General features: G+C 40.6%; 17 protein-coding genes. 3 read left to right on the top strand and 14 right to left on the bottom strand.

The annotated features are described in order from the left end of the window. Positions 1–126: 126 nt before the first annotated feature. A complete protein-coding gene (rpmB, locus tag CD126_RS05235) occupies positions 127–315 on the top strand; it encodes a 50S ribosomal protein L28 (RefSeq protein ID WP_002472115.1) in 189 nt (62 codons plus the stop codon). A 158-nt stretch (positions 316–473) separates the two neighbouring features. On the opposite strand, the gene CD126_RS05230 is transcribed toward rpmB, so the two are convergent. The 9 genes from CD126_RS05230 to CD126_RS05190 all read right to left on the bottom strand — a co-directional run bounded on the left by CD126_RS05230 (position 474) and on the right by CD126_RS05190 (position 9,612). Further along, complete coding sequence (locus tag CD126_RS05230) at positions 474–1,115, bottom strand: thiamine diphosphokinase (RefSeq protein ID WP_049407108.1); 642 nt, start codon at positions 1,113–1,115, stop codon at positions 474–476. A 4-nt stretch (positions 1,116–1,119) separates the two neighbouring features. Then, positions 1,120–1,764: a ribulose-phosphate 3-epimerase gene (rpe, locus tag CD126_RS05225; protein ID WP_049410712.1), complete on the bottom strand. Its 645-nt coding sequence runs from the start codon at positions 1,762–1,764 to the stop codon at positions 1,120–1,122. After that, positions 1,765–2,640 carry a ribosome small subunit-dependent GTPase A gene (gene rsgA, locus CD126_RS05220; RefSeq protein ID WP_103370138.1) on the bottom strand — a complete coding sequence of 292 codons (876 nt, stop codon included), beginning with the start codon at positions 2,638–2,640 and terminating at the stop codon, positions 1,765–1,767. Positions 2,641–2,923: 283 nt separating this feature from the next. Then, positions 2,924–5,044 carry a Stk1 family PASTA domain-containing Ser/Thr kinase gene (gene pknB, locus CD126_RS05215; protein ID WP_103370137.1) on the bottom strand — a complete coding sequence of 707 codons (2,121 nt, stop codon included), beginning with the start codon at positions 5,042–5,044 and terminating at the stop codon, positions 2,924–2,926. Further along, on the bottom strand, positions 5,041–5,784 hold the full coding sequence (locus CD126_RS05210; protein ID WP_049407099.1) for a Stp1/IreP family PP2C-type Ser/Thr phosphatase: 744 nt from the start codon (positions 5,782–5,784) through the stop codon (positions 5,041–5,043). The genes pknB and CD126_RS05210 overlap by 4 nt, the downstream gene beginning before the upstream one ends. A 5-nt stretch (positions 5,785–5,789) precedes the next feature. Next, positions 5,790–6,884 carry a dual-specificity RNA methyltransferase RlmN gene (gene rlmN / locus CD126_RS05205; protein WP_049407096.1) on the bottom strand — a complete coding sequence of 365 codons (1,095 nt, stop codon included), beginning with the start codon at positions 6,882–6,884 and terminating at the stop codon, positions 5,790–5,792. A gap of 4 nt (positions 6,885–6,888) precedes the next feature. Next, a complete protein-coding gene (gene rsmB / locus CD126_RS05200) occupies positions 6,889–8,202 on the bottom strand; it encodes a 16S rRNA (cytosine(967)-C(5))-methyltransferase RsmB (protein WP_049407092.1) in 1,314 nt (437 codons plus the stop codon). Continuing rightward, the gene (gene fmt, locus CD126_RS05195) at positions 8,199–9,131 is read right to left on the bottom strand and encodes a methionyl-tRNA formyltransferase (protein WP_103370136.1); all 933 of its coding nucleotides are present in this window, start codon (positions 9,129–9,131) and stop codon (positions 8,199–8,201) included. Before fmt ends, rsmB begins: the two co-directional genes overlap by 4 nt. Then, complete coding sequence (locus CD126_RS05190) at positions 9,124–9,612, bottom strand: peptide deformylase (RefSeq protein ID WP_049407077.1); 489 nt, start codon at positions 9,610–9,612, stop codon at positions 9,124–9,126. Before CD126_RS05190 ends, fmt begins: the two co-directional genes overlap by 8 nt. A 408-nt stretch (positions 9,613–10,020) precedes the next feature. Here CD126_RS05190 and CD126_RS05185 point away from each other — a divergent pair, with 408 nt between their 5' ends. Beyond that, positions 10,021–11,037, top strand: a complete 1,017-nt coding sequence (locus CD126_RS05185; protein ID WP_049407075.1) for a YheC/YheD family protein — start codon at positions 10,021–10,023, stop codon at positions 11,035–11,037. Positions 11,038–11,121: 84 nt separating this feature from the next. Here the strand turns inward: CD126_RS05185 and priA are convergent, their stop codons facing one another. From priA to gmk, 4 genes are all read right to left on the bottom strand, one after another. Next, complete coding sequence (gene priA, locus CD126_RS05180; protein WP_103370135.1) at positions 11,122–13,530, bottom strand: primosomal protein N'; 2,409 nt, start codon at positions 13,528–13,530, stop codon at positions 11,122–11,124. After that, on the bottom strand, positions 13,531–14,754 hold the full coding sequence (gene coaBC / locus CD126_RS05175) for a bifunctional phosphopantothenoylcysteine decarboxylase/phosphopantothenate--cysteine ligase CoaBC (RefSeq protein ID WP_049407069.1): 1,224 nt from the start codon (positions 14,752–14,754) through the stop codon (positions 13,531–13,533). A gap of 487 nt (positions 14,755–15,241) precedes the next feature. Continuing rightward, positions 15,242–15,454 (bottom strand): DNA-directed RNA polymerase subunit omega, encoded by a 213-nt coding sequence (rpoZ, locus tag CD126_RS05170; RefSeq protein ID WP_002472875.1) that lies wholly within the window; start codon positions 15,452–15,454, stop codon positions 15,242–15,244. After that, positions 15,454–16,077 (bottom strand): guanylate kinase, encoded by a 624-nt coding sequence (gmk, locus tag CD126_RS05165; protein WP_103370134.1) that lies wholly within the window; start codon positions 16,075–16,077, stop codon positions 15,454–15,456. The genes rpoZ and gmk overlap by 1 nt, the downstream gene beginning before the upstream one ends. A gap of 156 nt (positions 16,078–16,233) precedes the next feature. On the opposite strand from gmk, the gene CD126_RS05160 reads away from it, so the two are divergent. Beyond that, the gene (locus CD126_RS05160; protein ID WP_049407066.1) at positions 16,234–17,937 is read left to right on the top strand and encodes an Rqc2 family fibronectin-binding protein; all 1,704 of its coding nucleotides are present in this window, start codon (positions 16,234–16,236) and stop codon (positions 17,935–17,937) included. A 177-nt stretch (positions 17,938–18,114) separates the two neighbouring features. On the opposite strand, the gene CD126_RS05155 is transcribed toward CD126_RS05160, so the two are convergent. Next, a complete protein-coding gene (locus tag CD126_RS05155) occupies positions 18,115–18,522 on the bottom strand; it encodes a VOC family protein (protein ID WP_002472826.1) in 408 nt (135 codons plus the stop codon). Positions 18,523–18,612: the final 90 nt, after the last annotated feature.

Raw genomic sequence — 18,612 nt, 5'->3', positions numbered from 1 at the left:
TATATCCGTCGAAATAAAATTTGTTACTTAAATGTGTAATTTGATTGCCTCAGCTTGAAAATTATGGTAAATTCAAATGGTATATAGTAGTTTAGTGTATTTATATTTATTAAAGGAGGTACACGCATGGCTAAACAATGTTACGTAACAGGCCGTAAAGCTTCAACTGGTAACAAACGTTCACACGCTTTAAACTCTACTAAACGTAGATGGAACGCTAACTTACAAAAAGTTAGAATTTTAGTTGACGGTAAACCTAAAAAAGTTTGGGTTTCAGCTCGTGCTTTAAAATCTGGTAAAGTTACTAGAGTTTAATAAATATAATGCACAAGAAAACTTGACTTCTATGTGGGAAGTCAAGTTTTTTCTTTATCTCAATAGAATACTTCTCATTCGACTTCAAATCGCTTTAAGCATATGCTCATCTGTTACACATATTTAACAATGTTTCACATCTTTTTTCTACTTATCCTTTACTTCGCATCTCGACTTCGAATCATTAAAACGCCACCGTAATGTAATGTCACCTGACCTTCAGGTTCTAATAACTCATTCGATACCGTAAGTGTACTCCCAATATTCAACTGCTGATGATCCAATGCGTATTTAAAGTGTTCTAATGAAATCACAGTGGGATACATTACAGGTATAAATGAGATGTATTGATACGCTTTGTCTCTTTTAACTTTATGCTCACCGTAACCTAAATAAGTAATCACGTTCGTTGCGTCTTTCACTTTAATCGCAATATTTTTAGCTTCGTACTCAGGCTTTTCCAGAATTTGCAAAACACCCATAAAGTGATCTAATCTGCCGCCTGTCGCACCATAAATAATAATTTCAGTGTAACCCTCTTCAACTGCCTGCATTACACCTAATGCTAAATCCGTATCATCTTTCTCAGACTTGTGCGGGTTGAGGGCGAGATGAGATTCCAAATAGTCTCGTTCCTGTGCACTGACCGAATCAAAGTCGCCAATTGCCATACAAGGTTTGATACCCTCTTCAAGTAAGATTAAGGCACCTCTATCGATGCCAGCCCAGCGTTCTGTACCTTGTTCTTGAAAAAGGTTCTCCGGTAAATTTCTACGACTACATAATAAATTAATACGCATTCAATCAACCTTTCAACTGCTGTGTTGCTTGACGATAATCAGGTTGGTGGAAGAAATAAGAGCCTGTGACGAGCATCGTTGCACCGGCATCTAATGCTTGAGCAACCGTGTCTGCATTAATACCACCATCTACCTCGATATCGAAGTCCAATTGTTGCGTTGCTTTCAACTGCGCGAGCGTACGTACTTTATCTAAACAACGTTCAATAAAGACTTGTCCTCCGAAGCCAGGATTGACTGTCATCACGAGTACATAATCCACAAACGCTAATATCGGTTCAATCGTACTCACAGGGGTTCCTGGATTGATAACGACACCCGCTTTCGCGCCACCATCTTTAATCTTCTGAATCACGCTATGGATATGAGACGTTGCTTCGACATGAACTGAAATCATATCTGCACCATAGTCAATAAAGTGCTGAACATAAACACCTGGATCTTCAATCATTAAGTGAACATCAATCGGTAGCGTTGTACCGCGACGTACGGCATTCAAGACAGGGAGGCCAACTGAGATATTCGGAACAAATTGCCCGTCCATCACATCAAAGTGCACACCGTCCACGCCAGCGTCTTCCAATGCACGTAATTCCTGATCTAAGTGTAGAAAGTCAGCTGCTAACAATGAGGGGAATAATTGAGCCATTCAGTATCTTTCCTTTCTATTCGCAAGTTCTTCGTAAAGTTGTACGTAATGTTGATACCTAAAGTCACGAATAGCCCCCGTCTCTACTTGGGACTTTACGTGACATTTTGGCTCTTTCATGTGCATACAATCACGAAACTTGCAAGCTGTACCGTAATCTTTAATCTCTACGAAATAATCTTTCAGTTCTGACTTATCAATGTGGTCAAAATCTAGGGCACTGAAGCCAGGGGTATCGGCCACATAACCCTTTTCAAATTGAAATAATTCAATGTGACGCGTCGTATGGCGTCCGCGATTTAACGCTTTTGAGATATCTTGCGTTTCTAATGATAACTCTGGATGGAATTTATTTAACAGCGTAGATTTACCGACGCCAGATTGACCACTTAACACGACTAAACCATCAGACCAATTGGTAAATAACTGATCAACCGTGTCGTCGCGACCCACGACTTCTACGTTATAATCTAAGTCGCGATAAACTTCCAAGCGTTCTTTTACTTCTCGGGCTTCATCGTCAGAAAGCAGATCTTTTTTCGTTACCACTATACTCGGAGCAAGCGCATATGAATGCGCGATGACGAGAAAGCGATCTAGCAGTTGTGAAGAGAAGTCTGGTGCTTTGGCACTCATCACGATGACCAAGTGATCGATGTTACTCACTGGTGGACGTTTCAGTTGGTTTGCCCGTTCATGAACATGATAGATGTAGCCTTCAGACTCATTCTCTACTTCGAAATCAACCACATCCCCAACGATAGGAGAGAATTTCTTCTTTCTAAATAATCCTCTCGGCTTAGTATTATAGAGTGCACCATCAACATCGACTTGGTACACGCCACTTATTAATTTCACTATGCGTCCCGTCTTCACTGTGACACCCCGCTTCTCATACTTTATCTCATTATATCAAAGGTGGGATAAACTTTATAACCATTCGTTCAGACTTGATTGACTATTCATCTCGCCCACCCCATCACTTAAGCTATTAAAATAAGAGTGGAACTGACATCGAATAGATATTCTTAGTTCCACTCCTATTTAGCAATGCATAAGCCAAAAATGCATCAAATATACTTCAACTTAATCAATGAAGTGCACTCGATATGCAACTTCATGTAAACAAATTCTTGATGCTTAAATGAACTATTCACTTTTAATCAATATCATCATAGGCAATATCTTTATCTGCAACGATACGCCCATCAACTCGAATCGTATAGCCTGCGTCTCGCCCTTGCTGAATTTCGAGCGGAATGACGACCTCTCGATCACTCGTTATCGAATACGTTTGATAAGGTGTAGTGCCTCCACTATTCTGATCTCGTCGAAAGATTTGAACCTTTTGGCTTTTGCCCTTTTTTCCAGAGTAAGGTACCTCTTCTTTCGCTTCATAATCTTTGGTTTTGCCATGATGCGAGTCAGAATCAGAGGATGACGCTTTATCATGTTTATCACGTGTGTCATCGCTGTCACTTTTATCTTTGTCTTTATCCGCATCGTCTGAATCGTCTTGATCCTCATCATCTTCATCTTTAGACTTCGGTTGCTCACCTAAAGACGCCACGAGCGTGACAGTTGAACCTTCATTCACTTTTTTATTTTTAGGGCTTTGGCTGATAACGTGGTCTTTCTCAACCTTTTTACTGTAGCGTTTGCTCACTGCGACATTAAAGCCTTTTTCTTCAAGTGCTTCAGTCGCTTCTGCAACACTTTTACCTTCATAATCGTCGACTTTAACTTGCTTGTAGCCCAGAGATTCTGTCAATTTAATCTCTGTGTCATGAATTTTCACCTTTTTACCTGGTTCAACACTTTGTGACTCAATATGACCTTTAGGCACATTGGATTTCGTATACGCTGTATCAAAGTCGATATGCGTAATACCCAATTTATTCAACGTCTCTTCAGCAGAATCCTTACTCATATTGTACAAGTTTGGCATCTCCGCCATCTCAGGCCCTTTCGACACTGTTAAATTGACTTTCGAACCTTGTTTCACTCGACTACCAATTTTAGGCGAAGTACTGATCACTTTATCTTCATCATACTTATCGCTATAAGCATGATCGACCTTTCCGACTTTCAGCTTATGTTTTTTTAAAAGTTGTTTCGCTTCTGACATCGTGTGACCACTCACATCAGGTGCTTCGGAGTATTTCTTGCCAAACATGCCCCAGCCTGCGAATGATACCAATGCTGCTACGAGTAGTAAAAAGATAAAGCCTAAGAAAAACTTCTTCTTCTTCGAACGTTTCTTAGTCGGTACAGCATGAAACTGCCCTTCGTCACGTTGAAATTGTTGATGATTAATCGTGTCACTATTTTGTCGCGATTGAGATGTATGAGGAATTTGCGTCGTTTGTTGACTCAGCGTTTCATTGACATAACCTGTATTTAACGGCACTGTCTTAGTTTGTGTATTGTCAGTGTGATAAACCTCATCATCTTGATGATTTGAATCTAGTGCTGTCTGTAAATCTAAACGCATATCCGCAACATCTTGATAACGATCGTGACGATCTTTCTCAGTCGCTTTCAATACCACATTGCTCAATGCTTGGGATACATCCTCACGCGTTTCTGAAATGTTGGGAATAGCGGATTGAATATGTTGAATCGCGACACTAATCGCCGTTTCGCCTTTGAACGGCGGTTCCCCCATTAAGAGTTCGTAGAGTACGATACCTATCGAGTAGACATCTGTCGTCTTATCTGTATTCTCTCCACGTGCTTGTTCAGGTGAAAGATACTGTACAGTCCCGAGTACACTATTCGTGTGTGTCATCGTCGTTTCACTAAGCGCTTTCGCAATTCCGAAGTCTAATACCTTTAACGTATGGTCCTCACAGACGAGCACGTTCTGTGGCTTCACATCACGATTGACGATACGATGCTCATGCGCATGTTCGATCCCATTGATAATCTGTTCTGTAAAGTTAATCACAGTATTAATATCTAAAGGTTGATGTTGCTTAATATACTCATTCAGCGTTGGGCCGTTGATGTATTCCATAACGATAAAAAAATGGTCGTCACCATCTTCGGTAACATCATAGACATTAACGATATTTTCATGAGAAAGTTGCGTTAAATTATGTACCTCTCTGTTAAAACGTTGAAGTGTCGCATCCTTTTCTCCTGAAGGTACAGTTATCGCTTTAACCGCAACTTGGCGCTGAAGAATCGTATCTTCAGCCAAATAGACCGTACTCATACCGCCCTCACCAAGTTTACGTATTACGCGATAACGGTCACTAATCACTTGACCGATCATACTTTATCACCCTCGATTTCAGCGAGGACGACACTCACATTATCTTTCGACGCTTTATCTTCTGATAGACGAAGGAGAGCGTGACCTTGTGACTCTATATCTCCCTCTTCAGCTAACTGAGCTTGAATTTCGTGATCACGAACGTAATCCGTTAAACCATCTGTACATAATAAAAGATAGTCGTAGAAATTCGTCCTTTTAACAAACAAATCAGGTGCTACACGACGATCTGTACCCATCACTTTAGTAATGATATTCCGCTGTGGATGGTTGAATGCCTCTTCTTCTGTAATTTGACCTATCATAACAAGATGGTTGACGAACGAGTGATCACTCGTAAGTTGGTTAACCTCACGTGAATTAACTAAATACGCACGTGAGTCCCCAATATTCGCCACGACGACGTGATTGTCAAAGACCATCGCACAGACACATGTCGTGCCCATGCCATGATATGACGCATGACTTTCTGCATAGTCATATAAATCTCGGTTTACACTCTTTAAGGTCGTGTTTAACCAGCGTTCTGCACGTTCAGGCTCGATGAAATTCTCTGCTTCGAAACGTGATTGTAAGGCTTCTGTGACATATTGACTTGCGACCTCACCTGCTTGATGGCCACCCATGCCATCACAAATCACCAACAACTGTTGTTCTGTCTTATTGTAGAAGACTCCGCCAGCGTCTTCGTTCTTCTCACGATATGGTCCTGCATCAGTGAATAGTTCAGCATTAAGCATGTTACCTACCTCGTTTCTACTTGACGTTCTTTCGCTCTTAACTGGCCACAGGCTGCATCAATATCTGATCCTTGCTCACGACGAATCGTCGCATTGATGCCTAAACGTTTCAATTCTTTTTCAAATTTAAAAATGTCTTCTTTCGGCGTTCTTACGTAGTTACGTTCTGGAACATGGTTGACTGGAATTAAGTTAACGTGACAGTTGAGATGTTTGATTAAAGCAGCGAGTTCGCGCGCATGTTCAAGTTGATCGTTAACGCCGCCAAACAAGCCGTATTCAAAAGTGACACGTCGATTCGTTTGTTCTTGATAGTAATCAATCGCATCCATCAGTTTATCCACGTCGTACGCTCGGTTAATCGGCATTAAACGAGAGCGGATTTCGTTATTTGCACCGTGCAGACTGACTGCAAAGTTGATTTGAATATCTTCTTCCGCGAAGTCATAAATACGTGGAATAATTCCTGAAGTGGATACAGTGATATGACGCGCACCAATATTTAAACTACGATCATGATTCACAATACGTAAGAAATCCATCATTTCATCATAGTTCTCAAATGGTTCGCCAATACCCATGATGACGATTTGAGACACGCGCTCATCAGTCGCATCTAAGGCTTTCTGTACCGTTAAAACTTGGGCCACAATTTCACCCGCTTCAAGGTTACGGTTGAGTCCACCAATAGAAGAAGCACAGAAAGTACAACCGATACGACAACCTACTTGTGTCGTCACACAAACCGAATTACCGTAATCATGACGCATGAGTACAGTTTCAATTGTATAGCCGTCTTGAAGTTGGAAGAGAAATTTGATCGTTCCATCTCTACTTTCTTGCTTTACAACTGTAGATAACGTCGTAATGGCAAAGTGTTCCTCGAGCAGTTCACGTAATGGCTTAGATAAGTTAGACATCTCATCAAAGCTGTCAACACGCTTTTCGTAGAGCCATTGATAGATTTGTTGTGCACGGAACTTTTGTTGACCATGTTCTACTAACCAATCTTGCAATTCATCAAATCTTAACGAATAGATCGATTGCTTATCGAAATCTGGAAGAAATTTGTTCTTTTTCTTCTTTTTTTCAGTAATCATAGTATTATTTATCCTTTCTTTTTATTCGAGTTATAAAGAAACCATCTGAATCAAAGTCTTGTGGCAATATTTGAAGTGTCTTGACTTGTTCATGTGTGATCGGATGTTCAATAGGTTCAAATTCAAATTCACTATTTTGCTTTAAAAATGTATATATGACGTTCTCATTTTCAAGTTGTTCAATCGTACATGTAGAGTAAACAAGGGTTCCTCCTGGTTTCAACTGATGTTTCACATTCTCTAATATCTCCAACTGTAAATCAACAAGTTGGTGTATGTCGTCCCAGGATTGCGTGTATTTAATCTCAGGTTTATGGCGCAATACCCCGAGTCCACTACACGGTGCATCTACTAAAATTCTATCATACATCTCTTGATATGGCGTGGTCGCATCATGTTGCATCGCTTTCACATGTGGTAATCCTAATTTATGAATATTCTCTTGAATTAACGCAATCTTATGTTGATGAATGTCAGTCGCAGTAACCTGACCTGTGCCACGTAATAATTCGCCTATATGACACGCTTTACCTCCTGGGGCACTACACGCATCAAGGATATGATCACCAATTTGCGGGTCGAGATATTGTGCGACGAACATTGAACTTTTATCTTGAATAGAAATCAAGCCCTCACGGAAACTATCTGAGTTCGCAATCACTCCGCCGCTCACATGTAAACACACATCAAGCTCTGCATCCTCTTCGACTGTAAACCCTTCCTCTTCTAAACGTTGGACAGCTTCTGAGGTTGAAATCTTCGACGTATTTACTCGTACGGTTTGCGCGACATGCTCTAACATGGACTGTGCAATACGCTCGGTCTCTTCAAAACCGTAATGCGTGATCCAGTGTTCAATCACCCACATCGGCAAACTATAGCTTATGCTTAGACGGCGTTTTGGATCCTGAATTTCCATTGGATCAGGTAGTTCTGAACGTGTGATTTGGCGCAAGATCCCATTGACAATCTTACCTTGGTGCGGACCGCCACGTTGCTTTGCAATCATCACCGCTTCATTAATCACGGCATGTGTCGGGATACGATCAAGGTATCGATACTGATATATACTCATCCACAACAATATGCGTACCCAGCGTTTCAGTTTCGTTTGGATAAAAGGCTTGAGCAAATAATCTAAAGTATATTGACGTTTCAAAGTGCCATAGACGATTTCTGTAATCAGTCCTTTGTCAGCTTGAGACAAATCCTTACGCTGAAGCGTTTGATTGAGAGCGATATTGCTATAGGCACGATCTTTAATCACCATCTCTAACGTTTCAAAGGCTAGCGTTCTTGCATGTGTCTCAGCCGTCATACCAGCACCTTGCCTACGAGAGATTCTTGTACACCACTGAGATAGTTTGCAACAGGCATACGTTTCTTGCCAGCGAGTTGAATCTCAGTCAACGCAATTGCATCACTAGAACCTGTACCAACTATAATGGCTTTCTTCGTCGTTTCAATAATTTCACCTGGCTGTCCGTCTTTATCTGCTTCAATGCGTGCAGCAAACAATTTCATATTCGTCTCGTCCATCGTTGTATAAGCAACAGGCCATGGTGAAAGACCACGGATGTGGTTGAATATATCGCGTGCAGACGCTTCCCAATTCACTCGTTCATCTTCGCGTGAAATGTTAGAAGCGAAAGATGCTTTTGAATCATCTTGCGGAATGCTCTCATTCGTTTCATTAATAATGTCTGGTAACGTGTCATGCAACAACTCTGCACCTAAGAAGCTCAATTTATCGTGGAGTGAGCCGACATTATCTTGATCTTCAATCTCAATGGCTTTTTGAGAAATGATATTACCAGCATCTAACTTTTTCACCATATACATAATCGTTACGCCCGTTTCACTTTCCCCATCAATAATGGCTTGATGGATCGGCGCGCCTCCTCGGTATTTCGGCAAGAGTGAGGCATGTACGTTAATTGCTCCTAAACGTGGCGCTTCTAATAGTGATCCAGGTAATAATTGACCGAACGCTGCTGTGACTATGAGGTCTGCATCAAGTTGAAGGAAGTGATCAAGTTCTTCTGAGTCAGCAAGCTTTTCAGGCTGATAGACTTGAATGCCTGCCTCTTGCGCGACACGTTTTACCGGTGGCGGTGTCATCTTGCGCTTTCTACCTACTGGACGATCTGGTTGTGTCACCACTGCGATGACGTCATGTTCCGCAATTAACATTTCTAATACTTTAGTTGAAAAGTCTGGGGTTCCCATAAAGATTATCTTACTCATCGTCTAAATACGCCTCCAATTCATCTTCAGAAATACGTTGCTCTAGTTTATCTGTAAACCATACACCTTGAAAATGGTCATACATATGCAAGATCATGCGTGCAATATCATCATATGCCGTCAACTCTACCTCTCGCCCATGACGGTCTTGTGCCTGAACCACTATCATGTGACTTCTCGTAACGGTACCATAGACATCCTCTAAACTTATAGAACCTTCTAACTCCGTCGTTGTTTCATCAGATTGAGAGATAATTTGAGGATTAATTAATTGGAGTAACCCGTCAGGATCCATATCAATAATTGCCACTTGTTGATCGATGCCAATTTGCGGCGCACATATTGCTACAGCTTCTTCAGCGTAAAGTGTATCTTCTAAATCAGTTAATAGCGTTTCTAACTGGTTGTCGAATCGCGTTACTGATGAGGTGGGATGATTCAATATGGGATGGGCAGATGGTACGAGTTTCTTAATCGACATATAGACGTCTCCTTATAAAAATTCATTAAGTTATTATAACTTAAAAAGTAACAAATTGCGATAGTATGAAAACGCTTTGTGAGTTTTAGTAAAAGGATAAAATCAAAATCTAGCCATATAATAAAATCATTTAATAATAGTAACTTGTGAATAAGCGAGTTGTATTAATATCTTAAGCCCAAATATTTCTACTTATAATTAAGAGACAATCCATTTAGTGAAATGACAATTAAGCACGCGCTTTTTCAAAGTTTTGTTGTATAATATTAAATGTCGAACAAGTAAAGTTAAATAAATCACCTCTTGTTTCACAATCCATATCTTTTTATTACAAACCTAAGAAACAAACATAGAGCAATATCCCTCACTTGAACCTTGCTTCTATGATATTGCAAAGGAGTTACTCAATTGAAAACAGTTGGAATGTTACGTTCAATCAAACAACCTGGAATATTAGCACGTACTATAGCCTATATGTGTCACTTTAACGACATAGTCTTTTTCTATTTCACCCCAGAGGATGTAGATACTGAGCATCAACAAATTAATGGTCTCTTTCTCGAAAATGGTCAATGGAGACGCGGTATCATCGGGTACCCAGATGTCGTGGACAACGAACCCATGAAATCAGTAAATAAAAGTATTTATGATTCACTGCAAACTGTATCGGTGATGACGACGCACACACTTGGTGGTAAGAATAAAGTCTTTAAAATGCTATCCCAAAGCAATAACTTTAAAGATGTACTTATTCCTTATCGTTTAGTTAAAAAGCCAGAGGATATTTTAGAGTTTTTAACACGCTATCAGAAAATCTTGCTAAAACCTGTGTTTAGCAATCAAGGAAGAAATATTCATGTCATTGAACGATGTGACGATAAAATCACTTTATCCGATGATATGACTTCCAGAACATTAAACGAAGAGGACTTATTGCCACTTATTAACGATAAATTTTTAAAACCTAACTATATTTGCCAGCCATTTTTCGAATCTAAAACGAAAGAAGGCCACCCATTCGATATTCGCCTACATGTGCGTAAAAACGAGAGTGGCCAATGGCAAAAAGTTAAGATTTATCCGCGTATTGGACTAGGTCATCATATCACTTCTAATATCAGCCAAGGCGGTGGTATCTCACCTATAGTACCGTTTCTCAAAGCAAACTTTGGAGATAATTGGAAAGAAATTAAACGTCGACTTGAACAACTTTGTGTTAGCTTTCCGAAACGCTTTGAACGCTTCTATGATTATGAACTCGATGCACTAGGTATAGATTTGGGTGTGAACTCACAGGGAGAGATCGGTTTATTTGAAGTGAATACTTACCCAGGTCAACAATTCTTCTACGCTGAAGATTCTGAAGTCAGAGTCAGCTACTATCAATATCTATTGAATCGCATTCATAGCGACAGAATACAATAATTAAGGAAAGACACCTACAAAGTGAGCAGGACGCCTGCCCTTTGTAGGTGTCTTATTTAACTTCTAATTGTCTCGCCTCAATCGCTACATCATCATTTGTGGCGCAATATCAATCTTCAATGCGAGTTTCTCTTTCATATATTGTTCATGATAATAATCATCTAGATACTGTAACGCTTGATATAAATCCGGTTCACTCTTATATTTGATCAGAATTTGGAAACGATATTCGTTGTTAATCCGCGTTAGCGCAGCAGGTGATGGACCTAGCACCAATGCCTTATCAGACAGATGTTGTAACAAGATTTGGTGAATGTGCTTAGACGCCTCTAACACCTTTTTCATTTCTTGATGAGAAATCGTAAAGTTAATTAAGAAGAAATACGGCGGATACTTGCCAAGTTTACGATATTCCATCTCTTGACGGTAAAATGCCAAATAATCATTCTGCTGCACGTCTTTAATCGCATAATGCTCTGGATTATATGTTTGAATAATGACTTGTCCCTCTTTTTCATGACGCCCGGCGCGGCCTGCCACTTGCGTTAACAATTGGTATGTTCGTTCACTCGAGCGGAAATCAGGTAAATTCAACATCGTGTCGGCATTGAGCACGCCTACAAGGGTAATATTAGGAAAGTCTAAGCCTTTCGCAATCATTTGCGTTCCGAGAAGAATATCGCCCTTTCCTTCGCCAAAGTCGTTTAATAATTTCTCATGAGCACCTTTCCGCGACGTTGTATCCACATCCATACGAATAATGTTAGCTCCTTCAAATTCACGTTGCAGTAGTTCTTCTACACGTTGGGTCCCTGTGCCGACTTGACGAATATGCTCACTTTCACAGTTCGGACACAGAGCTGGTGGTGTTTCTTGATAACCACAATAGTGGCATTTCAATTGATCCGTCGACTTATGATAGGTTAAAGAAATATCACAGTTCGGACATTGTGGCACATGACCACAATCACGACAAAGCATAAACGAAGCATAGCCACGGCGGTTTAAGAACAAGACAATTTGTTCTTTGTTCGCTAAACGCGTCTCAATGGCCTCTCTGAGCTGATTCGAGAACATCGAACGGTTGCCTGAACTCAATTCTTCACGCATGTCGACGATATCAATATGCGGCATCGCTTGATCGTTCACGCGATTCGGTAAGCTCAACAACTGATATACACCTTTATCCGCACGGGCATAAGACTCTAGACACGGCGTCGCACTGCCGAGAACGAGTGGACACTGATGATATTGACTACGCCACTCTGCGATATCACGCGCATGATATCTCGGATAATCTTCTTGTTTGTATGAGGATTCATGCTCCTCATCAATGATAATCATCCCGAGCTCTTTAAATGGCGCGAAGACACTAGAGCGTGCACCCACACTGACACGCGCACGACCATCTCGAATCTTCTGCCATTCATCATACCGTTCACCTTTCGATAAGCCTGAGTGAAGCACTGCTACTTCATCCCCGAAACGTTTCTTAAAACGCAAGACCATTTGCGGTGTTAATGCAATCTCCGGCACAAGCATCATCGCTTGTCGATCGTGGTTCAAGACACGTTCAATCGTCTGCAAATAAACTTCTGTCTTACCTGAACCTGTGACACCATGAAGTAAGAACGTGCGTTGTTGTCGCTCTTCAATACTTTCACAAATCGCATCGTAAGCGCATTGTTGATCTTGAGTGAGTGTCTGATTCTTCTCTTGTTCAAAGACACGCGTTGCAAACGGATCCCGTTCAATCACCGCATCATACTTTTCAATCATGCCCTTACGTGTCAAAGTATTGATGGATGAAATTGAGAAATCCATCTCTTGTAACTCTTTTAAAGAGACGTCACGGTGACGTTCATCGCTCAAATACGCATATAAATCATACTGTTTCTCTTTCGACTCTAATTCCGCTAACACGCTATCTATCGCTGATTCGTCAGCAATACGTACTGCACGTTGCGTCTTCTTACCCACACTTTGGGATAAAAGTGTTTGTTCTTCCACTGCACCTTCTCGTAAAAGGTCTGAGAGTGCTTTCAAATCGCCATTCTTTTGGGCAGCTTTATATTCGTAGTTACCCGCGCTGTCAAAGTGCTTAACAAGCGAATCAGGTATAGCGTTAAGATCTTTCAGATGGAAGACTTTCGTATACTTCGCTTTCAACGCTGCTGGTAGCATCACTTCAAGCATTGAGATCCGTTTCGTTACAAAGTATTTGCCGTACCACTCGCTTAATTGAATCAATTCTGGTGTTAATTCTGGTCGAATATCTTGAATTTCCTTGAGTTCCTTTAATTTAGAGAGGTCTAAGTTCTCATCTGGATGGTCAGTTAATGCCATCACATAGCCTTGTATCGTTCTCGGCCCAAATGGCACAATGACGCGCATGCCTACTTGAATGACAGACTCTAATCGTTCTGGAACGAGATAATCAAAGTTATAATCGACGCTTTTAGATTGAACATCTACTATGACTTTGGCAATCATTTATTTCCACCTAGTTTCTAATTCGTCTACAATGAGCTGCGCTAACTCGACCTTAGGCTTTTTACCTAAAGCGACTGAAGATTGATCTTTAAAGTACATCGTATAGTCATTTTTATCTGAACTGAACCCGATTGAACGGTCGCCCACGTTGTTCGCAATGATGACATCGGCATTCTTACGTTCTAATTTGTCTTGCGCATAGCGCTCAATATCACGCGTTTCGGCCGCAAATCCAACTAAATATTGGTGTGTTTTATGTTCGCCTAAGTATTTTAAAATGTCTGGCGTACGTTTAAATGTCACACTGAGTTCGCCTTCTTGTTTCTTCAATTTATGCGGCAACATTTCTGTCGGTGTGTAATCTGAAACTGCCGCTGCTTTGAAGACGATATCCACGTTATCATAACGTTTCTTTACCGCTTCAAACATGTCTTCCGCGCTTTCAACACGAACGACTTCGACACCTTCTGGGTCTGGCAATGAAGTAGGACCAGAAACTAACGTCACCTGTGCGCCTTTATCTCTTAACGTTTCAGCGAGTGCGTAACCAATTTTACCTGAAGAACGGTTAGACAAATAACGCACCGGATCAAGCTCTTCGATTGTAGGTCCAGCAGTCACCAGCGCATGTTGGCCTACAAAGGTGCTTGGAGACTTCGATGTTGTTTCAGATACCGTTTCCTGAGAAGATGAATTGAAATGCTCATTTAAGCGTGCCACGATCTGAAGCGGTTCTTCCATACGACCTTTAGCGACATACCCACAAGCAAGATAACCATCGCCTGGCTCGATAAACGTGTAGCCATCCCCTTTCAAGATGGAAATGTTATGTTGCGTTCTAGCGTTCTCATACATATGCACATTCATCGCAGGTGCTACAAACTTAGGCGTTTCAGTAGCGAGCAACGTGGAAGTGACCATATCGTCTGCAATCCCCACACTCAACTTCGCAATGATATTTGCTGTAGCAGGCGCAATGACGATGGCATCCGCCCAATCACCTAAAGCGACATGCTGAATCTGTTCAGGATTCTCTTCTTTAAAGGTATTCGTATACACGACATTACGACTGATTGCTTGAAACGCGAGAGGTTGTACAAATTCTTGCGCATTATCCGTAAGCATCACCCGCACGTTGTAATTAGCTTGAGTTAACTTACTCGTTAAATCGATTGCTTTATATGCTGCAATACCTCCTGTCACAGCCAACAATATATTCTTCATCACTATTGTCCTCCATCGAATTATTCCATCGTAACGTTTCTTCGTACGACATTTAAACGTCCGCTTTGAGCATGTAATTCAGCTCATCATATGCCAATATTGAGGCTTTATGAGTCGACGTTTATCTGCGTCATTTTAACTCTCATTATACACCATTTTGTAGGTAAAATAAAAAGCACGGAAGTATAGCTTGTCCTTTCCACTTGGACACGAACTACACTACCGTACTGCTCATTACATGACAGACTGTGGTTATCATCTCACTCGTCGTAACACTTTCATACAAAAGTTAAGATGGCTTACTTCAGCCCTCTTATTCTCCTTTTAAAAAACGAAAAACCTACAACATTGACTTGAGCACAAATGAAAAGCTCTCATTCTATTCTGCCCAATGTTGCAGATTTCGCATACGCTATGAAATGACACAAATTAATGTTGTCATGGTACATCTCTCATATATTTATACTCAGAAGTATGAGCTTACGCTTTATTCGTCACGATCAATTGTACCGTTAGGGTAAACGTTACCATCTGCAATTTCTTCAAGCGCTTTACCTACTGTTTTAACAGATTTGTAATTATCTAATAAAGTACTTTCAGGTTTGTCTTCTAACTCTCTTGCACGTTTCGCAGCTGTTGTTGCGATTAAGTATTTAGAACGAACTTGGTTAGTTAAATCATTTAATGCAGGGTATAACATTATTTTTTAGCCTCCAATATCATCTTTCTATATTTTGCTTCGATACGCTCTCTCTTTAAATGCTCTGCGTCAACAATGGATTGAATGCGTTGTTTCGCTAACTCAACCTCATCATTAACTACGACATAATCGTAAAGATTCATCATTTCCACTTCGTTACGTGCTTCGTTTACACGACTTTGAATCTTCTCATCACTTTCCGTACCACGTCCGACCAAACGCTCACGTAAATGATCTAAACTTGGTGGTGCTAAGAAGATAAATAGTGCGTCTGGAAATTTCTTACGAACCTGTTTTGCACCTTCAACTTCTATTTCTAGAAAGACATCATAACCTTGTTCCATAGTATCTTTAACGTATTGCACAGGTGTCCCGTAATAATTTCCTACATATTCTGCATACTCAATAAACTGGTCTTGCTTGATGAGGTCTTCAAACTCTTTCTTCGCCTTGAAAAAGTAATCCACCCCATCTTCTTCTCCCTCACGCATATCACGTGTCGTCATTGAAATTGAATATTTATAAGATGTCGATGGGTCATCAAATATTTTCTTTCGCACCGTCCCTTTTCCTACACCCGAGGGACCAGAAAGCACAATTAGCAAACCTTTCTCATTATCCATGATTTACGACCTTTCTAGCTATTCTTCTATTATTACAATATGATACCATACTCCCTATTTAATTGTATAGCGTCCGTAGACAAATCTTCTCCTATGCCCACCTCACATCTCATGTTACAATGAGTTCACTAAAATTATAGAAAGTGGATGATACACATGGCATATGATGGTTTATTTACCAAGAAAATGGTAGCAGACTTACAATTTCTAATCGGTGGTCGCATTCATAAAATCAATCAACCTGAGAATGACACGATCATCATGGTGATTCGCCAACAACGTAAGAATCATCAACTCTTATTGTCAATCCACCCTAGCTTCTCTCGCATGCATATCACTGAGAAGAAATACGACAATCCCTTTGACCCACCTATGTTTGCGCGCGTCTTTCGTAAGCACTTAGAAGGTGGATTTGTGCAAGCCATTCGTCAAATCGGTAATGACCGCCGTGTTGAAATAGATATTGAAAGTAAAGATGAAATAGGCGATACGATTTACCGCACTGTCATACTAGAAATTATGGGTAAACACAGTAACCTTATTATTGTCGATGATGACCGTAAGATTATCGAAGGTTTTAAACATCTCACGCCAAATACCAACCAGTATCGTACTGTCATGCCTGGCTTTAAGTATGAAACGCCGCCGACGCAGGACAAGTTGAACCCTTACGAGATTTCCGCTGATCAAGTAAATCAATATATTGATTTTAATAGTGGTAAAATTGCTCGACAGTTACTTCATACCTTTGAAGGATTTAGCCCGCTCATCACGAATGAAATCGTCAATCGCAAGCAATTTATGACAACTGAAACCTTACCTGAAGCTTTTGCTGAAGTACTCGCTGAAACAGAGGGGCCAGAAACTCCCATTTTCCATAAAAATCATGAAACGGGAAAAGAAGATTTCTACTTTATGAAACTGGAACAGTTTGACGACGATGCGGTCATCTATGACTCCTTACATCAACTACTTGATCGCTATTATGAAGCACGTGGTGAAAGAGAACGTGTGAAACAACGCGCGAATGACCTCGTACGTTTCGTGCAACAACAAGTGCAGAAGAATCAACATAAATTAGGTAAACTCATGCAAGAATCTGAAAGTGCGAAAGATAAAGATCGCGAACAACTTTACGGGGAACTCATTACGGCAAATATTTATCGCATCCATCAAGGCGACGACCATGTGACGGCGTTAAACTACTATACGAATGAAGAAGTGGATATCCCCCTTAATCCGACGAAATCGCCGTCTGAGAACGCGCAATATTACTACAAACAATACAATCGTTTGAAACGTCGAGAATATGAAGTCGAGCGCCAAATCAAGTTAACGAAAGACAACATTCAATACTTCGAGAATATCGAGCAACAACTCGTACATATTACGGTTGATGATATTGATGAAATTCGCGACGAGTTAGCCGAACAAGGTTACATGAAAGCGCGTAAACAAAGTAAGAAGAAGAAAAAACCTCAAATTCAGTTGCAACACTATCGTTCTACGGATGGAGATACGATGCTTGTCGGTAAAAATAACAAACAGAACGATTATTTAACGAACAAGAAAGCTGCTAAACAGCATTGGTGGTTCCATACTAAAGATATTCCAGGTTCACACGTCGTGATATTGAATGACGATCCGAGTGAGGAAACGTTGAAAGAAGCTGCGATGTTGGCAGGTTACTTCTCTAAAGCAGGAAATTCTGCTCAAATTCCTGTAGACTACACGCAAATTAAAAATGTGCATAAACCTTCAGGAGCGAAGCCAGGATTTGTAACTTACGACAATCAGAAAACGTTGTTTGCAACGCCTGATTATGATCACATTAAAGCGATGAAAATAGATGAGAAATAATCATCATCCCGAGCACATCTTCTAAACGCATCTTTTCACACGCAGGATTAAGCGTTAGTAAGTAATGCAATAGCAATATCCTTTTATAAACGTAAATACCCCAGCCGAACAAAGTAAGGACGTCGTATCCTACTTTATCGGCTGGGTCTTTTTAATGTACCTCATTCTCGTCGAAAGCTATTGTTTCTCAGGTAAAGCTAATTGCCAGTTCACACCGAAACGATCTTGCACCCATGCAAACTCTCTGAACGGTGGCATTTCTGTCTTCGGCATTAAGATGGCACCTTGATTCTTCAACTTACTAAATAAACGTTCCATTTCCATCGCCGTATCAACAGTGACATATAGTGACATCGCTGGATTCATTTCAATATCCATGCCATTCACATTGTCAATCGCCATCAATACTTGGTCTTTCAATCGAAAGATCGCATGTTGTAAATAATCTGTCGGCGCGTCATCTTCTTCACTATAACGACGCATTGCGAGAATTTCTGCATCATCGAAAGCTTCTACGTATGTACGTATCGCTTCTTCAGCTTGACCATTAAACATCATAAACGTAGTCACTTTAGGTATACTCATCCGTTATCCTCCTCTTTTCAACCGTTCCATTACTCTCGGTTAAATCATCTTTACTCATTGTAACATATCACGAGCTTGGCGCATGATCCA

The sequence above is a fragment of the Staphylococcus pettenkoferi genome, from assembly GCF_002902685.1.
GTDB lineage: Bacteria > Bacillota > Bacilli > Staphylococcales > Staphylococcaceae > Staphylococcus > Staphylococcus pettenkoferi.
This window is presented reverse-complemented; position numbering and strand designations above follow the sequence as displayed.